Source organism: Mesorhizobium sp. M0598 (assembly GCF_040320865.1).
Classification (GTDB): domain Bacteria; phylum Pseudomonadota; class Alphaproteobacteria; order Rhizobiales; family Rhizobiaceae; genus Mesorhizobium.
The window spans coordinates 85,775-102,074 of the sequence record NZ_JAMYQL010000016.1; the positions used below are offsets into that span (position 1 = coordinate 85,775).

Sequence of the window (16,300 nt, forward strand, 5' to 3'; positions counted from 1 at the left end):
ATTGCCGCTTCGGTTCAAGGGGCCTCCAGTGCCTGGTCGCTCAGGCCTGAAGCAGCGCCAGCTCTTCGGCGCTCAGATGGCGTGCCTTGCCCTTGGCAAGGTCGCCGAGTTGCAGAGATCCGATCGCGATCCGTACCAGGCGCAGCACCTCGATATCGTGGGTGGCGAGCACCCGGCGGATGTGGCGGTTGCCGCCCTCGTCGAGCACGATCTCCAGCCAGGCGGTGCTGGTGCCGCTTCCACTCGATCGAAAATCAATCGCCTGAATTGCTACAGCGCCCTGGTGTCGCCGGTAATGCCACGGGACAATTTGTTTTGTATAGTCCTTGATGCCACGTGGCCGACGATGGTTCGATGACTTGGGAAGGGAAGATCATGCGAAGCGGATTGGCGAAATTCGTCGTGGCGGGTTGCGTCGCCGCTCAGGTCATCCTGCAAGCGGCGCAGCCGGCGTTTGCCGCGCCGTGCGGCTGGACGGCGAAACTGGAGGAAGAGGAGGGCGGCAAAGTGCTGATGGCGTCGGTCTGCGGCGGATCGAATGGCGGCGCCCAGCTGACGCTGGCCTGTTTCGGCAAGCCGACGCTGAGCTATGATTTGGGCGACAGCGGTCCGCAACTGGAACCCGGCATCGCTTCGTTCGCGTTCAAGGCCGGCGGCAAGGCGGTGACCAAGACGCTTCAACTCGAAGAAATGTACAACACCTTCACCGTGGAATTGAGCAGCACCGACCCGCTGTTGGCCCTGCTGCGCTCCAAGGGCGAGGTCACGGTCGCCTCGGGCAAATATGGCGAGAACAGCTTTCCGCTTGCCGGCTCATCCGCCGCCATCGGCAAGGTGCTGGCCCAGTGCGGCAAAGCCAAGGCTTCTTCCGACAATGACAACTGATGAGCCCCTTACATTTCAATTTGAACCGCGCGAGACGTTGGTTGCGAAGATAGAGCGTGATCCCGCTAACCTCGATCCCTGGACAGGGCTTGTCGAACCGGAGGCCGAGGAAAGCAGCCTGGACACCGCGGTGTCGGTTCTCTTGCGGGCAATTGATGCTGTATCCGACAGGGAACAGCTTTGGCGGGCAGCTGCCTGACTATCGAGTCGCCGCCAGCCGGCTAGGCCTGAAGCAGCGCCAGCTCTTCGGCGCTCAGATGGCGTGCCTTGCCTTTGGCAAGGTCGCCGAGCCGCAGCGAGCCGATCGCGATCCGCACCAGGCGCAGCACCTCGATATCGTGGGCGCCGAGCAGCCGCCGGATATGGCGGTTGCGGCCCTCGTCGAGCACGATTTCCAGCCAGGCGGTGCTGGTGCCGCCGCGCAGCAGCTCGATGGACCGGGCCGTCAGCAATTCGCCGTCGACCGTCGCGCCGGCGCGCAACCGCGCCAGCATGGCCTCGTCGGGCAGCGCGCCGATCTGCACGTGATAGGTCTTGGCGACATGCGAGGCGGGATCGAGCAGGCGCTGCGCGAAGCGGGTATCGTTGGTCATCAACAGCAGGCCTTCGCTGGCCTTGTCGAGGCGGCCGACCGGCGAGACGAAAGGCAGGTCGAGGCCTGCCAGGCAATCATAGACGGTGCCGCGGTCCTGCGGGTCGTCGCGAGTGGTGACCAGCCCGCGCGGCTTGTTGAGCATCAGATAGACCTTGCGCTCGGCGGCGACGCGGCGGCCGTCGACCTCGATGCGATCGCGGCCTGGATCGACACGCATCGAGCCGTTGCGCACGATCTTGCCGGCGACCCGCACGCGCCCCTCGGCAACCAGAAGCTCGGCCTGCTTGCGCGAGCACAGGCCAAGCTTCGACAGTGCACGACAGAGGCTGACGCCGGGAGGCTGGGCCCCGGGGGCAGGGCGTTGCCGGGCAATGTTCGGTCGCGGCGACATGATGTTGCCTGTGGATTCTTGTATACGAGCATCCCACTATAGCCGGCCGCCGGCTATGTCCACGGAAGGGAACTGCATATCGTTTGCGTCGTGCGCAGCGGCTGCGAGGACTTGCATGAAAACAGCCATTCGCCTTTGCCTGCTGCTCGCCTTCCTGCCGACATCGCCGGCGCATGCCGGCTGGCAGGCGGTCGAGAAGGTCGAGACCTATGCCATCTCAGGGCAATCCGGGCCGGAGCTCTACGCCTCGATCGGCGGGCGCGGGCCGCTGCTCGGCGAACGCCGCGTCATCGCGCATACCAATTTCAAGCTGACCTGGGTGAGGGACTACCAGCCGCAAGGCGACGCCTGCGTGCTGGTGTCGGCGCGGCCGAAGCTGATCATCACCTACACCTTGCCGAAGCCGGCCGCGCAGCTGCCGGGCGCAATCCAGAAGAACTGGGAGGTTTTCGCAGCCGGCCTCGCAGCTCACGAGAAGGTGCATGGCGCCAGCATCGTCGACATGGTGCACAAGATCGAGGCGGCCACCATCGGCCTGACCGTCGCCGATGACCGCGGCTGCAGCAAGATCAGGATCGAAGTGACGAGACGGCTCGCCGGAATCTCGCAGGCACAACGGCAGGCGAGCCGCGATTTCGACCGGGTCGAATTCGGCCCGGGCGGCAAGTTGCGGCAGCTTGTGTTCACGCTGATGATCGGCGGATGATGCTGCAGGGCTGCGGGGGCGGCGCAGGGTACCACCTTTGCGGCCCTCACGCCTGCTCGGTCGGATAGAGCGTCAGGATGTTGACGTTGACCCTTGGCGGCTGCGTCACCGCATAAAGGATGGCGGCGGCGATGTCCTCGCTTTCCAGTTGCTCCATGTCGCCCAGCCTTTGCTCGACCGCCTGGCGCACATCGGCGCGCATATTCTGGGTGAACTCGGTCTTGACGGCGCCAGGCTCGATGCAGGTGACACGGATGCCGTCTTTGCCGATCTCGCGACGCAGCGATTCCGCCATCGCGCTCACCGCGTGCTTGGTGCCGGAATAGACCACCGAAGGGTGGATGTAACGGCCGGTGCCGGACGAGACCACGACGATGTGGCCGGCGCCTTGCCGCTGCATCGACGGCAGTGCCGCATGGATCGGATAAAGCAGGCCCAGGATGTTGACGTCGACCATCCGGCGGTATTCTTCCGGCGTCGTGTTGCGGAACGGCGCGGCGACGCCGACCCCGGCAACCGCAAGCAGCATGTCGAACCGGCCGTACTCCTGCCGGACCCGCTCGACCATCGCCGTGGCTTGCGTTTCGTCGGTGACGTCGACGGCAATCGGCAGCGCCGCGCCGCCGGTCTCACGGATACGCCTCGCCAGATCGTCCAGGCGCTCGGCGCGCCGCGCGGCAATCACCAGCGTGGCGTCCTCGGCCGCCAGCGCCAAGGCGGTGGCCTCGCCGATGCCGGAAGAGGCGCCCGTCACCAAGGCGATCTTGCCGCTCAGTTTTCCTGTGTGCATGTTTTCTCTCCTGACGCTTTGGACACGCCGTGAAGCTAGGGCGCAGGCTTTCGGGCAACAATGCCGATCGAAAACCGAATCCACTGTTGGAGTTCCTGGGCGCAATACGCGGCAGCGCCCGTTTCCCGCAGAGTACCGCAAGGCATGCGGGACAGTGCCCTCCGGCAAGCCCATGTGCGCGCAATTTCCTTTGAGCTGACGAGCGGGCCTTGACGTGACTGGAGGTGTTGCGTCTTGATATGGGGGCTGCGGGGCTTCGCATGAAAACAGCTGATCGACTACGTCTGCGGGTGGCTTGTTTGCATGCGACGCTTGCATGCACCCCGCGATCCTCTCGCGACCGACAGGTCTGAGCGCCAGATGAAGGTCCTCGTCGTCCATTGCCATCCCTGCGCCGACAGCTTCAACGGCGCGGTGCGCGACACGGTGCTGGAGACGCTTGCCGAAAGCGGCCACCAGGTCCACCTGCTCGACCTCTATGCGACCGGCTTCGATCCGGTCATGCGCACGCAGGAATGGCGCGGTTACCACGACAAGGCGGCGAACCTGCAACCGGTGCACGAACATGCGCAGGAGCTGCTCTGGGCGGAGGCGGTCGTCTTCATCTATCCGACCTGGTGGTATGGCCTGCCGGCGATGCTGAAAGGCTGGCTGGAGCGTGTGCTGGTGCCGGGCTTCGCTTTCGAGATGCCGACGGCACGACGCGGCCCGCGGCCCAAATTGCGGCACATACGCCGGGTGATGGCAATGACCACATGTGGCGCCACGCCGCTGATGTCGTGGATCATGGGACAGCCCGGCCGGCGGACCCTGCTGCGCGGCTTCCGCTCCGTCTGCCATCCGCTGTGCCGGACCAAATTCCTGGCGCTCTACCGGATGGACAGCGTCTCGGCCGACGGACGCCAGGCGCATCTGCAGCGGGTCAGGAAAGCGGTTGCCGGTCTTGGCCGCGCTGATGCCGTTGCCGCCACGGTGCCTGGCTGATCGGCCGGGTGGGCCGTCGCCGGCGCGGGCAATCGCTTTGGACGGGCGATAGCCTTCAGATTTGTGTTGGGGACGGCCAGTTGTCGAAGCCGGCGCCGCCCCTCATCGCCCTGCCGGGCACTTCTCCCCGTATAGGGACGGGGAGAAGGGGCTGACCGCGGCCTCGGCGCCCTTCTTGCAATGCTGGCGATTGGCGAAAGCAGCGACGAGAGCACCCCCTCTCCCCGTCACTATACGGGGAGAGGATGCCGGCAGGCAGGTGAGGGGCAGCGCCAACGCTCGGAGCAGAGGGCGACTTCAAACCTCGAGAGATTGCATTGCGCCACCGATACCATGCGTTGACTCTATTCCCCATTTCTGGAAATCTGGAAATATGGACAAGACGCTCGCCCTTTCGGCACTTGCCGCGCTCGGCCAGGAGACCCGGCTGGACGTTTTTCGCCTTTTGGTGCGGGCCGGCGCCGAGGGCGTGGCTGCGGGCGAGATCGCCTCACGGCTCGCCGCGTTCCCGAATACGATGTCGGCCCATCTCAAGATCCTGTCGCATGCCGGCCTGGTGCGGACCGAACGAGAGGGCCGCAGCGTGCGCTACTTCGCCGACATGACCAGGTTTCGCGATCTGCTGGCCTATCTCATGGAGGATTGCTGCAATGGCGCGCCGGAACTTTGCCAGCCTGTCATCCAGGCCGTGACCTGCAACTGCTAGCTAGATGAGCTCCGGCAATCTTCCCCGCCGCCTTGTTGCCGAAGCCCTCGGCACGGCTCTTCTGGTCGCCACCGTGGTCGGTTCCGGTATCATGGCCGATAAGCTGACCGACGAGGTCGCACTCACCTTGCTCGGCAACACCTTGCCGACCGGGGCGATCCTGGTCGTGCTCATCATCATATTCGGGCCGATATCCGGAGCGCACTTCAACCCGGCGGTGACGCTGGTATTCGCGCTTCGACGCGAGATCGAAACGAACGCAGCGCTGGCTTACGTCGCCGCCCAGATTGCCGGCGGCATCGCTGGAACATTCCTGGCGCATGCAATGTTCGAATTGCCGATCCTGCAAGTGTCGGCGACGGTGCGGACCGGAAGCGGGCAATGGATTGCGGAGCTGGTCGCCGCCTTCGGGCTGGTCTTCACCATCCTCGCCGGCCTGCGTTCCCGTCCGGATTCGATCCCCTGGCTGGTCGGGCTCTATATCACCGCCGCCTATTGGTTCACCGCGTCGACATCCTTCGCCAATCCGGCCGTCGCCATCGCCCGTGCGTTCTCCAACACTTTTGCCGGGATCCGCCCCGCCGATCTGCCGGGCTTCATCGCTGCCGAGCTTTTGGGCGCGTTGCTCGCCATGGCATTGGCAGGGTGGCTGCTCGCCGAACCGAAACCAGTCGGACAGACGAAAGCTGCGCAATGACCATCACCATCTATCACAACCCCGATTGCAGCACTTCGCGCAACACGCTGGCCATGATCAGGCAATCCGGCGAGGAGCCGGAGGTGATCGAATATCTGAAAAACCCGCCGTCGCGCGAAAAGCTCGTCGAGCTGATCGCAGCGATGGGCATGACGCCGCGCCAATTGCTGCGCGAAAAGGGCACGCCCTATGCCGAACTTGGCTTGGGCGAGCCGAAGTGGAGCGACGACGAGATCCTCGATTTCATGCTGGCGCATCCGATCCTGATCAACCGGCCGATCGTGGTGACGCCGCTCGGCACCATGCTCGCCCGACCCTCCGAAGCCGTGCTCGATATCCTGCCCAATCCGGAAATCGGCCCGTTCACCAAGGAGGACGGCCAGGTCGTCATCGACGCCGCCGGCGAGCGCGTCGCCTAGATATCGTCTTATTTCGATCTTTGTCGAAATTCTCTTGACGTGCAGCGATTCTGGAAATAGCTTATTTCCATGAAACTCGAAAAAGCAGCCTCGCAACTTGAAGCCCTCGGCAGCCCGACGCGGTTGCAGCTCTATCGGACGCTGGTGCGGGCGGGCGATGAGGGGCTGCCGGTCGGGCGTATCCAGGACAGATTGGGCATCGCTGCCTCGACGCTGTCGCATCACCTCAAGCGGCTGGTCGACACCGGCCTGGTGACACAGGAGCGCCAGGCGACGACGCTGATCTGCCGGGCCAACTATCCCGCCATGAACGGGCTCATCGGATACCTCGCAGACGAATGCTGCGCCGACGCCACCTGTGCGCCGGCATCGGCGGAAGCGGCCGCCAAAACGGCGGCATGATTTTTTTGCCATTATAATTCGAAATTACCGGAAGGATAGAAGACATGGAGATGATCGAAAAACTCCCCGTTGCGGTGATCGGCGCCGGGCCGGTCGGTCTGGCGGCAGCGGTCCACCTGATCGCGCGGGGCATTCCTGTCAAAGTCTACGAAGCCGGCAATGCGGTTGCATCCAATCTCAGGGATTGGGGCCATGTCCGTGTGTTCACGCCCTGGCGCTATTGCGTCGATCAGGCGGCCAGAAACCTGCTCGAGGCGCATGGCTGGCGGATGCCTGAGCCCGAGGCATTCCCAACCGCGGACGACCTCGTCGCGGATTATCTCGAGCCGCTGGCAACGCTTCCGCAATTGTCGCCGTCGATCGAAACCGGCGCCCGGGTCGTCGGCATTTCGCGCTGGGGCGCCGACAAGGTCTCGAGCAAGGAACGCGAGAACCGGCCGTTCATGCTGGCGGTCGAGACTGCCGATGGTACAAGACGCGACAGCGCACGTGCCGTCATCGATGCTTCGGGAACCTGGCAGATGCCGAACCCGCTCGGCGCCGGCGGAATTCATGCCGAAGGCGAGGCCGAATTTGCCGACCGCATCGCCTACGGCATCCCCGATATTCTCGGCCGCGACCGCAGCCTTTATGCCGGCAATACGACGCTGGTCGCCGGCTCCGGCCATTCGGCCGCCAATGCGGTGCTGGATCTCGCCAGCCTGGCAAATGTGGAGGCCGGCACCGCTTTCATCTGGACAACGCGCGGCACCGACCTGGTGCGCATCTACGGTGGCGGCGATGCCGACCAATTGCCGGCACGCGGCGAACTCGGTGCCGAAGTGCGCGAACTCGCCGAGAGCGGCGGCGTCAGGCTGGTGACGGGCTTTGCGGCTGTTTCGATCCGCGATGCCAACGGCCGGCTGCTCGTCGAAGGCCAGACCAGGGACGGTTTGCAGGCGCTTGGCCCGGTCGACCGCATCATCGCCGCGACCGGACAACGCCCGGATCTGTCGCTGACCCGTGAGCTTCGGCTCGAGCTCGATCCATGGCTGGAAAGCGTCAAGGCACTGGGACCGCTCATCGATCCCAACGAGCATTCCTGCGGCGACGTGCCACCGCACAGCCACCGTGAGCTCAGCCATCCAGAGGAAGGGTTCTACACAGTCGGCATCAAGAGCTATGGTCGCGCGCCGACCTTCCTGCTGCTGACCGGTTATGAGCAGGTCCGCTCGGTCGCGGCGGCGATCGCCGGCGACATGGTTGCGGCCGACAATGTCCAACTCGTGCTGCCGGAGACCGGCGTCTGCACGGTGCCGCGGATCGGCGTGGCCGACAAGGGGTGCTGCGGCGGTCCGGCGCCGGCAGCGGTGGATGCGTGCTGTGTCGCCGACGCCAAGGCGAAGGCGGTCGGCAAAGGCGGCTGTGGCTGCAGCGTCGCGGCATGAGTCTTTCGCCGCCTTCGCCGGCCATCCTGCGCAGCCGCGGCGCGATCATCACCGCGCTTGGCCTGACGCAGATCATGGCGTGGGGTTCTTCCTACTATCTTCCCGCGGTCATCGCGCCGGCAGTCTCCTCCGATACCGGCTGGCCGCTGGCATGGGTTGTCGGCGGCCTGTCCCTCGGCTTGCTCACGGCAGGATTGATCTCTCCGCGCGTCGGCTCGTCGATCGAGCGGCATGGCGGCCGCAACGTTCTGGCGTTCAGCGCCAGATGCATCGGGCTCGGCCAGATCGGGCTGGCTCTTGCGCCCAATCTTGCGGCCTATATCGCTGCCTGGCTGGTCATCGGCCTGGGCATGGGAGCGGGGCTCTACGATGCCGCTTTCGCAACGCTTGGCCGCCACTATGGCCACGGCGCGCGCTCCGCCATCACTATGCTGACGCTGTTTGGCGGCCTTGCGAGCACCATCTGCTGGCCGATCTCAGCCTTGCTGCTGGGGGAGGTCGGCTGGCGCGGCACCTGCCTGGTTTACGCCGCCTTTCAGCTGGTGATTGCGCTTCCGCTCTATCTGGTGATCCTGCCCCGGGAGCCGCCGCAACCGGCAGTCGGGCCAGGATTGCCAGTCGGGCCAGGATTGAAAGAGGCCACACCGGCCCGCGAAGGCAATCCCGATCCGTCGATCATGATCGTTCTGGCCGCGACCCTGACACTCGCCGCGGTGATCTCGTCGACGCTGTCGGTGCATCTGCTCACCATCCTGCAAGGCAGCGGCATGGCGCTTGCCGCAGCCGTCGGGCTCGGCGTGCTGGTTGGCCCTTCCCAGGTGGCGGCGCGCGCGATCGAGATGATGATGGCGCGCTACCACCATCCGATTTTCACCAAGTTTGCCTCGGTTACGTTTGTGGCGATCGGCGTTTCGACGCTCTGGGCCGGCATGCCGATCATCCCGCTGGCGCTGGGCTTCTACGGCGCGGGGATCGGCCTCGAATCCATCGCGCGGGGGACGTTGCCGCTCGCGCTGTTCGGCTCGAACGGCTACGCGAGACTGATGGGCCGCCTCGCCATGCCGAGCCTGATCGCCCAGGCGGCGGCACCCTCGGCCGGAGCATTGCTGCTGGAGCGCTTCGGCCCGCACGGGACGTTGGCCGCGCTTTCCGGCCTGGCGCTGGCCAACGTCATCCTCGCATGCGGCTTGGGCTGGCGGATGCTCCGCCGGCGGCAATCGCAGGTTCAAACCCGATAGGATTTCGATCTGCGTTCAGCGCCTTCAACTGGAGAGCGGGAGATCTTCCAAGGGATCGACAAGGAAAGACGCGGCGATCAGATCGTCCGCATCGAGGCGCAGTGAGCCTTTGGCGCCGCCCATAATGGCGGCAACCTTTTGAAACGTCTTGATCTCATGCTCGGTAATCTGGGCACTTTGCATTCTGGATTTGAGGTCAGCGACGCGCAGCCCCAAACTGTGGGACATTCCGATTTTACGGTTCGACATGGTAAGATGCTCCTCCCCGGCCCATGTTTGTTTGCCACCCGCCCTTATTCGTATTTCCTCCGCCTGCCTAAATATGAGGCATCGCGATACAGCGCCCGAACGCCCGATGCAAGGGAAGGTTCCGGCGCGCAGAGGTCACGAAATAATAATACGAAGGAAGTACGGCCGATGGTCCGGCCGGAGGTAGGACTTAGGTACGACGCCCCGCCGGACAGAGGGCTCCGGTGCCTTATCGGCTGGCGAGGACCATGCGGTTGCCTTCGCTGTCGCGAAACTCCGCCACCGTGCGCCCCGGCTGCCACGGCGCCTCATGCGCTTCGGTGATGATCTCGACGCCACCCGCTTTCATGGCCGCGATCATTGCCCCGACATTTTCATCGACCAGCACCAATACCGGCTCCGCGCCGGGTGCGTCGTCGGCGCGCCTGACAAAATGCAGGTTCGTCACGGCATGCGGAAATGCCAGCTCGATCCAGCGCCAGCCGCCATCACCCATCTTCTGGTCGGCCATGACCTGGCAGGCGAGATGCCTGGTGTAGAACGCCTTGGCGCGGTCCTGCTCGAACACCGGAAGCTCGGCAAACTGGATATGCATGATCGTCTCTCCTGCTTGATGGCTGCCGCGCAGCCGCCCACGCGGGAAAGACGATGCGGGCAACCGAAAAGATTCTTCGGCACGGAGAATCTTTTCAGCGCAGCCGGTCGTCCTTCGTTCATACCAACCAGTCAGGAGACGATGATGAACTACGCGCTCATTCGATACGGTGTGAAGCAAGCCGACCTGGAAGATAACCGCGCGCTGGTCGAAAAAGTGTTCGAAGCGCTGGGCGAGGCGGCACCGCCGACGGTGCGCTATCTCGTGCTCGAGCTGGACGACGGCTCGTTCGTCCACATCGTCGGCCAGGACGGCGATTCGTCGGCGCTGACCGGGCTTGCGGCCTTCAAGGCGTTTACGGAAAACCACGCCGAGCGCCGTTCGACCCCGGCATTGCGATCGCCTGTCAAAGTCATCGGCAATTACCGTATGCTGGCGGATCAGAAAGCCGGGTAGCGCCTGCCATGCCGCTCGCGCAGAAATGGGACGCTACGCCGAAAATGAACAGGGCGACTTTGGAGGCGATGCTCGTCGGGTTGCGGCCAAGGCTGCATCGCTACTGCGCGCGTATGGCCGGCTCGGTGATCGACGGCGAGGACATCGTCCAGGAGGTGCTGATCAAGGCGCTGCAGGCGATCGACGGGGGTGCGATCGTCGAACGTCCCGAGCAATGGCTGTTTCGCATCGCCCACAATGCCGCGCAGGATCATCTGCGGCGGCGCAATCGGGAAAGGTCGCGCATGACCGAGGCCGACATGAGCGTCATCGAGGATCCCTCCGGCAGCGCCGACAGCCGGCTCGCCGCCCAGACCGGCCTGCGCTCCTTCATGCAGCTTTCGGTGCCGCAGCGCAGCGCCGTGATCCTGGTCGACGTGCTCGGCCTCAGCCTGCATGAGACCTGCGAGGTGACCGGCACGACGCTTGCCGCCACCAAGGCCGCGCTGCATCGCGGGCGGGCGCAGCTCAAGCAGCTGGCGCTGCAGCCCGAGCAGGCGCTGGCGCCGAGGCTCGACGCCGATGACGAGCGCCGGCTGCGGCGCTATGTCGACCTGTTCAACGCGCGCGACTTCGACGGCGTGCGGGCACTGATCGCCGAGGACGTGCGGCTCGACGTCGTCAACCGCGTCCGCCTGCGCGGCAAGGCCGAGGTTTCGACCTATTTCGGCAATTACGACCGTATCAGCGACTGGACATTGTCGCTCGGCGTGGTCGACGGCAGGCCGGCGATCCTGATCCGCGACCCGCAGGCGGCCGACGGCGCTGTGCGCGGCTTCATGCTGGTCGAGTGGCGGGACGATCAGGTCATCCAGATCCGCGACTTCCGCTACGCGCCCTGGTGCCTGATCGACGCGGAGATTGAAACGGTGGACGGGTGAGTAGAAGGCTGGAATGATGCGGAGATGGCGATCAGGCAGCCTCCTCCTGGGTGACCCAAACGCAATTGCCACATGGCAGCACGTTCTTAGAGCGGTTCCGGTTCTCTTGGAACCGGTAACTCGCTCTAACTATCTGTTTTGCCGCATTTATGCGGACGCCAAATGACTCCATTTGGCTGCAAAATGCTCTAGCCGATACGCACGCGGCGCGTCACCTGGCCATTGCTTTCCCAGTATGTGTGTTTCTTGGCTATCAAGGGATCGTCCATCGCCGGTTGAATTTGTCCTGTGGTGCTGACCGCGCGCGAGGTCACCGTGTGTTCTCCAGGAGAGGGATTCGCCCAAGCCAGGGACCAAATTTTCCAAGCGTGTTCGGCCTCCTCACTGTGGTCAATGGTCGCTGGTGTCCAAGGCCCTTGATCGATTTGCACTTCGACCCGGTCGATCGGCGCCCCCCAGGCTGCCCCAACGATGCGGTAATCTGAGTCTTTCCGGGTAACCTTCGCAGGTGCGGACTTTATCAGCGCTCGGCCGACTGACGTCTCGGCCCATACGGTCTCGCCGTTGTGGTCCTCCTCCCGGATGGTGACATAGTCACGGGCCATCAGAAGGCTCATGAACCGCGTATCGCGAACCTCGATGCGCTTTAGCCACTTGACGTTGGCAATCCCATACCAGCCTGGCGTAATGAGCCGTACCGGGAAGCCATTGGGCGCCGGCAAGGCGGCCCCGTTCATTTCATAGCAGAGGAGATTGTCGGGGTTCATCGCGTCGGCGAGCGACATGCTACGAGCGAAGTTCTGCTGCATCTTGACGTCGCGTATCGGGATCTCGCCTGTGTCGGTACCGAAAAAGACGACCTCGATGCCCTTCTCCAGAACGCCGGCTTCCTCGAGGATCGGGGCGAGCGGCGTCCCTGCCCAGCGAGCATTGCCGATGCCGCCGGTGAAAAAGGGAAACCCGTGGTTGCCCGAGCATTCCACTGTGAAAACGACCTCCTGCCGCGGTCGCGCCCTGATGTCGGCGAGCGTTAACTCCAGGGGCTTCTTGACCAGGCCTCCGATCTCCATCGACCATGTCTTCTCGTCGATCGTTGGTCGGTTGAAATGGGAGATGCTGAAGAACTTGTCGTTTGGCGTTATCCAGCTATCCAAATCCTCCCAGACAAGCTGCTTCTGGATACCCGCCGGATCGGGATTTTCGGTCGGCTGATCCAGCCACGGAATAACTTCCTCGTTCGGCCGTGTTGGAAAAGCGTAAGCCCGGCGCGAGGTATAGAGAGCAGCAATTGCGGCAAGAGCCGCGCTTCCTTGAACAAGAAGTTCTCTGCGCTGAAAATCAGGCATGTTGTTTACCTCCCAGTTGATCCGGAACGGGCTGCAACGTGCCTTAGGCCGTAGCCTGATCACGGATAGGCGACACAATGTGAGGTCTGCCCACCCGAAAGTATCCGGGTAGGTCAGATAATCACCGACGCAAGTCAAGCATGTGAAGCGTTGCACGAAACGCTAGCTCGCGTTTCGCATGCTAAGAGTGCGCCTTTGAGAAGGAACTGTCCACAACTTGGACGGGACATGATGATGATTGCAGCATTCCATTCCGATTTCCGGTCCTGCCAAAATCGTTGCTGCTCGGATCGCTGCCGAACGCCCGCTTCTGGGTCATTTCGGGACCTTCGTGGGTTCTCGTCGAACCGGTGTTTCCTGCCGGCCCGTGGGTTGGCCGTGCGGCCGGCACCGCCCTGATCGCTTGGGGCGGCGCAACGCTTTTGGTCTGACGACCAGGGCTGCCTCGAATGTCGCATTTGCAGGTGGAGGGCGGGCCCGGGCGGCACATCAGAACCAATCTGCATAACGAGGTGGCCAGCAACCAGGCCGCCTGGCTCGGGCGCGGCAGATCATTCACACGTGAACCATTCGCCAACCGAGCGGGGACACCCTAATTGGTGGTGACTTGCGTCACCGCCACGCCGGTTATCCTGCCGTTCCCGGCTGTGTAGGTGAGCGTCTGCGTGACCGTGGCGTCCTTCTGGTCGGGAGACGAAGCAGGATAAGAGGCGGCGAAGCCGAAATGGCCGTAACGATCGGGCTTGGCGGCGCCAAATTTCGCGGCCACGTCGCTCAGCGGCGCTCCGACGCCGGGCGTATCGAGTTCAATAGCTGTCAGGCTGGCAGGCGCGCTGGCGCATCCTTCCGGTACCTTGCCTTCCGGGTTCGGCTGCAGGGCGACGGACAGGACACCGTGGTCGGAGCCGCCCATCTCGCCGGATACGAACCAGAAGATCGACGGCGATCCGCCGGCGTCGGGGCCGGCATAGCAAAGCCAGTGGCGTGAATCTCCGGCGTCACCTTCATCGTGCATCGCTCCGCCGAAGGCTTTTTCGACATCGGCAAGCGTGGTTTCCTCAAGCTTTATCTCCAGCGGCCCAGCCTTGACCTGCTTGAATAGCGGGCTGGCCAGCGGCGAGTTGATATCGCCCAGGGATGGAATCGCCCGGTCCGGGTTGAGCGGCTTGGCCAGCGTCGTTGCATTGGTCACCAGTCCGGCAACGATGAGTGCGAAATATCCGGCGTTCTGTCCCATGCCGATCTCCTGTCGTTCGAAATGAAGGTGCGGAAGGATTTGCGGGCGGGTGCTACCCTGTCTGGCTGATACCCAAACCGGTGCACGACCAACTGGACCGAAGATAAATTCACAAGTCCGCAGCCTTCAACGTCATTCCGGCGACTTGGCAACCAAAGTGTAATCGAGGCTCACAATTCCTTTTCGGCCAGTTCGCGAAACGCGTCGGGAACCGACCGCTGTAGCCCGAGCGCGACCGAGGCGTAGCCCACCGCCTCCCAGCCGAAGCGGTCGCGGATCTTGTCGACGGCGCGATCCGCGGTCCAGCGCGCCGCGCCCTTGCTGGTGCCGGGGCGGCGGCGGTCGTCGTCGAGGCCGAGCGGCAGTTCCAGTTGCAGGCCGGCATGCTGCTCCAGATGCGATACGGCGATCGCCAGCAGCGAGATTGTCTTTTCGTGCGGATGGTCGATGAGCACCTTGCGCACCAGCGCCTCGGCGATCTCGGCCAGCATGGCGGTTGCCGATATCGGCTGGTCGAGCGTGATCGAGCGCGTCACCGAGCGCAAATCGGCAAAGCGGACGCGAACCGTCACCGTGCGGCCGGGCCGGGATTTCGCCCGCAATCTTGTGGCGACCCTGTCGGCCAGATGCAGCAAAGCGGGCACGAAGACCTGCTCCTGGGCCGGTTTTCGGCCAAGCGCCGACTGCGCACCCGCCGAGCGCGCCCGGCGCTGTGTCTCGAGCTTGCGCGGATCGCGGTTCCACGCCAGCGCGTTGAGTTTCTCTCCCGCCGCCGGCCCGAGCAGGCGCTCAAGCGCCCCACCATTGGTCTTCGCCAGCTCGCCGATGGTGTTGACGCCGATGCCGGCCAGCCGCTGCCTGGTGACCGGGCCGACGCCCCACATCAGCTCGACCGGCAAGTGGTGCAGGAACTCCAGCTCGTGGCGCGGATCGACCACCACCAGCCCGTCCGGTTTTGCGACCTGTGAGGCGATCTTGGCCAGATGCTTGGTGCGGGCTACGCCGACCGAGATCGGCAGGCCGAGCTCGGCCTGCACGCGGCGGCGGATCTTGCCGGCGATCTCGGCCGGCGAGCCGAACAAATGGGTGCAGCCGGCGACGTCGGCAAAGGCCTCGTCGATCGAAATCCGCTCGACCACCGGCGTGAAATCGCCGAGCACCTTGATTGCCGCATCGCCCAGCCGCTGATAGTCCTTGAAATGGCCGCCGACGAAGATGAGTTGCGGGCAGAGTTCCCGCGCCCGCCGTCCCGGCATACCGCCGCGCACGCCGAACGCCTTGGCTTCATAGGATGCGGCAAGCACTACCCCGCCGCCGACGGCAATCGGCTTGCCGCGCAAGGCCGGGTCGAGCAATTGTTCGACCGAGGCATAGAAGGCATCCAGATCCGCGTGGAGGATGTTGGCTTCCATCCGGCCCGTTCGCCCGCGGCGGTTCGAACGCCGCATTGTCTCGAGTTGTGATGAGAACATAAAGAGAACATTATGGGTGAATTGTCAAGCAGCGCGGACGACAGGTGAAGGGGCAATCGCTTCAGGTTGGCGCCGCCCCTCATCGCCCTGCCGGGCACTTCTCCCCGTATAGTGACGGGGAGAAGGACGCTTTCGTCAATGGTTTCGCCAATCACTAACGTTGCAGGAAAGTGCCGAGTTTGCGGACAGCCCCTTCTCCCCGTCGCTATACGGGGAGAAGGTGCCGGCAGGCGGATGAGGGGCAGCGCCGACTTCGGCAATCAGCCGAGCGCTACAGCGCCATCTTGTAGCCGAGGTGGCTGGCGGTGAAGCCGAGGCGCTCGTAGAAAGCGTGCGCCTCCCGTCGTTCCTTGTCGGTGGTGAGCTGAATGAGGCTGCAGCCGCGCGAACGGCACGTTTCAATCGCCCATTCGACCATTAGCTTGCCAACGCCGCGGGAGCGCCATTGCCGGGCGACGCGAACGCCCTCGATCTGGCCGCGCCAGGCGCCTTTCCTGGAGAGGCCTGGAAGAAAGGTGAGTTGCAGGGTTCCGACCACTTGCCCGGCCTCGACGGCCACGACCAGCAACTGGTTGGGATCGGCACCGATTGCGCTGAACGCATCGAGGTAGGATGGCGCGAGCGGCGTGGACGGGTCTTCCCGGTTCGCGCCGAGCACGTCGTCGGCAAGCATTGCAACAATTGCCGGCAGGTCGGGCGCTTGCGCGCGACGGAACTTAATCTCGCTCATCGCGTGGAGACATACGGCGCGGTGTCGGCGATCGCAACATCCGTTTTGACTTGCA

Annotated in this window: 19 protein-coding genes and 1 pseudogene; 11 read left to right on the forward strand and 9 right to left on the reverse strand. The window is 64.1% G+C overall.

The features are described 5' to 3' along the window. Window positions 1–40: 40 nt before the first annotated feature. Window positions 41–235, reverse strand: a pseudogene (locus NKI59_RS20225) (pseudouridine synthase); the annotation flags it as partial. Window positions 236–375: 140 nt separating this feature from the next. Between NKI59_RS20225 and NKI59_RS20230 the strand changes: the two are divergent. Beyond that, the gene (locus NKI59_RS20230) at window positions 376–885 is read left to right on the forward strand and encodes a hypothetical protein (RefSeq protein WP_352706363.1); all 510 of its coding nucleotides are present in this window, start codon (window positions 376–378) and stop codon (window positions 883–885) included. 221 nt (window positions 886–1,106) lie between these two features. Here the strand turns inward: NKI59_RS20230 and NKI59_RS20235 are convergent, their stop codons facing one another. After that, window positions 1,107–1,871 (reverse strand): pseudouridine synthase, encoded by a 765-nt coding sequence (locus NKI59_RS20235; RefSeq protein ID WP_352706365.1) that lies wholly within the window; start codon window positions 1,869–1,871, stop codon window positions 1,107–1,109. Window positions 1,872–1,986: 115 nt separating this feature from the next. Here NKI59_RS20235 and NKI59_RS20240 point away from each other — a divergent pair, with 115 nt between their 5' ends. Next, entirely contained in the window at window positions 1,987–2,577 is a 591-nt protein-coding gene (locus tag NKI59_RS20240; RefSeq protein WP_352451428.1) for a DUF922 domain-containing Zn-dependent protease, read from the forward strand. Between the two features lie 46 nt (window positions 2,578–2,623). On the opposite strand, the gene NKI59_RS20245 is transcribed toward NKI59_RS20240, so the two are convergent. Then, window positions 2,624–3,367 (reverse strand): SDR family oxidoreductase, encoded by a 744-nt coding sequence (locus tag NKI59_RS20245; protein ID WP_352706368.1) that lies wholly within the window; start codon window positions 3,365–3,367, stop codon window positions 2,624–2,626. Between the two features lie 360 nt (window positions 3,368–3,727). On the opposite strand from NKI59_RS20245, the gene NKI59_RS20250 reads away from it, so the two are divergent. The 7 genes from NKI59_RS20250 (at window position 3,728) to NKI59_RS20280 (ending at window position 9,240) form a co-directional block, all read left to right on the forward strand. Beyond that, on the forward strand, window positions 3,728–4,351 hold the full coding sequence (locus NKI59_RS20250) for an NAD(P)H-dependent oxidoreductase (RefSeq protein ID WP_352706370.1): 624 nt from the start codon (window positions 3,728–3,730) through the stop codon (window positions 4,349–4,351). A 373-nt stretch (window positions 4,352–4,724) separates the two neighbouring features. Further along, window positions 4,725–5,057 carry an ArsR/SmtB family transcription factor gene (locus tag NKI59_RS20255; protein WP_352457336.1) on the forward strand — a complete coding sequence of 111 codons (333 nt, stop codon included), beginning with the start codon at window positions 4,725–4,727 and terminating at the stop codon, window positions 5,055–5,057. A 4-nt stretch (window positions 5,058–5,061) separates the two neighbouring features. Further along, window positions 5,062–5,754 carry an aquaporin gene (locus NKI59_RS20260; RefSeq protein ID WP_352706372.1) on the forward strand — a complete coding sequence of 231 codons (693 nt, stop codon included), beginning with the start codon at window positions 5,062–5,064 and terminating at the stop codon, window positions 5,752–5,754. After that, window positions 5,751–6,173: an arsenate reductase (glutaredoxin) gene (arsC, locus tag NKI59_RS20265; protein ID WP_352706374.1), complete on the forward strand. Its 423-nt coding sequence runs from the start codon at window positions 5,751–5,753 to the stop codon at window positions 6,171–6,173. The genes NKI59_RS20260 and arsC overlap by 4 nt, the downstream gene beginning before the upstream one ends. Window positions 6,174–6,242: 69 nt before the next feature. Continuing rightward, window positions 6,243–6,575, forward strand: coding sequence for an ArsR/SmtB family transcription factor (locus tag NKI59_RS20270; protein WP_352490030.1), 333 nt, complete (start codon window positions 6,243–6,245; stop codon window positions 6,573–6,575). A 50-nt stretch (window positions 6,576–6,625) separates the two neighbouring features. Next, window positions 6,626–8,002: an FAD-dependent oxidoreductase gene (locus NKI59_RS20275; protein ID WP_502901082.1), complete on the forward strand. Its 1,377-nt coding sequence runs from the start codon at window positions 6,626–6,628 to the stop codon at window positions 8,000–8,002. Continuing rightward, entirely contained in the window at window positions 7,999–9,240 is a 1,242-nt protein-coding gene (locus NKI59_RS20280; protein ID WP_352706379.1) for an MFS transporter, read from the forward strand. The genes NKI59_RS20275 and NKI59_RS20280 overlap by 4 nt, the downstream gene beginning before the upstream one ends. A 24-nt stretch (window positions 9,241–9,264) precedes the next feature. Here NKI59_RS20280 and NKI59_RS20285 read toward each other — a convergent pair whose 3' ends face one another. Further along, window positions 9,265–9,489, reverse strand: coding sequence for a hypothetical protein (locus tag NKI59_RS20285; protein ID WP_031213090.1), 225 nt, complete (start codon window positions 9,487–9,489; stop codon window positions 9,265–9,267). A 229-nt stretch (window positions 9,490–9,718) separates the two neighbouring features. After that, window positions 9,719–10,084, reverse strand: a complete 366-nt coding sequence (locus tag NKI59_RS20290) for a VOC family protein (RefSeq protein ID WP_023680367.1) — start codon at window positions 10,082–10,084, stop codon at window positions 9,719–9,721. A gap of 144 nt (window positions 10,085–10,228) precedes the next feature. Here NKI59_RS20290 and NKI59_RS20295 point away from each other — a divergent pair, with 144 nt between their 5' ends. Further along, entirely contained in the window at window positions 10,229–10,540 is a 312-nt protein-coding gene (locus NKI59_RS20295) for a hypothetical protein (RefSeq protein ID WP_352706381.1), read from the forward strand. An 8-nt stretch (window positions 10,541–10,548) separates the two neighbouring features. Beyond that, on the forward strand, window positions 10,549–11,460 hold the full coding sequence (locus NKI59_RS20300; RefSeq protein ID WP_352706384.1) for a sigma-70 family RNA polymerase sigma factor: 912 nt from the start codon (window positions 10,549–10,551) through the stop codon (window positions 11,458–11,460). A gap of 188 nt (window positions 11,461–11,648) precedes the next feature. Here NKI59_RS20300 and NKI59_RS20305 read toward each other — a convergent pair whose 3' ends face one another. From NKI59_RS20305 to NKI59_RS20320, 4 genes are all read right to left on the reverse strand, one after another. Then, a complete protein-coding gene (locus NKI59_RS20305) occupies window positions 11,649–12,806 on the reverse strand; it encodes a sulfite oxidase (protein ID WP_352706386.1) in 1,158 nt (385 codons plus the stop codon). 592 nt (window positions 12,807–13,398) lie between these two features. Next, window positions 13,399–14,043: a hypothetical protein gene (locus NKI59_RS20310; protein ID WP_352638081.1), complete on the reverse strand. Its 645-nt coding sequence runs from the start codon at window positions 14,041–14,043 to the stop codon at window positions 13,399–13,401. 170 nt (window positions 14,044–14,213) lie between these two features. Then, window positions 14,214–15,455 (reverse strand): DNA polymerase IV, encoded by a 1,242-nt coding sequence (dinB, locus tag NKI59_RS20315; protein ID WP_352706388.1) that lies wholly within the window; start codon window positions 15,453–15,455, stop codon window positions 14,214–14,216. 331 nt (window positions 15,456–15,786) lie between these two features. Then, window positions 15,787–16,245, reverse strand: coding sequence for a GNAT family N-acetyltransferase (locus NKI59_RS20320; protein ID WP_352706390.1), 459 nt, complete (start codon window positions 16,243–16,245; stop codon window positions 15,787–15,789). Window positions 16,246–16,300 lie beyond the last annotated feature (55 nt).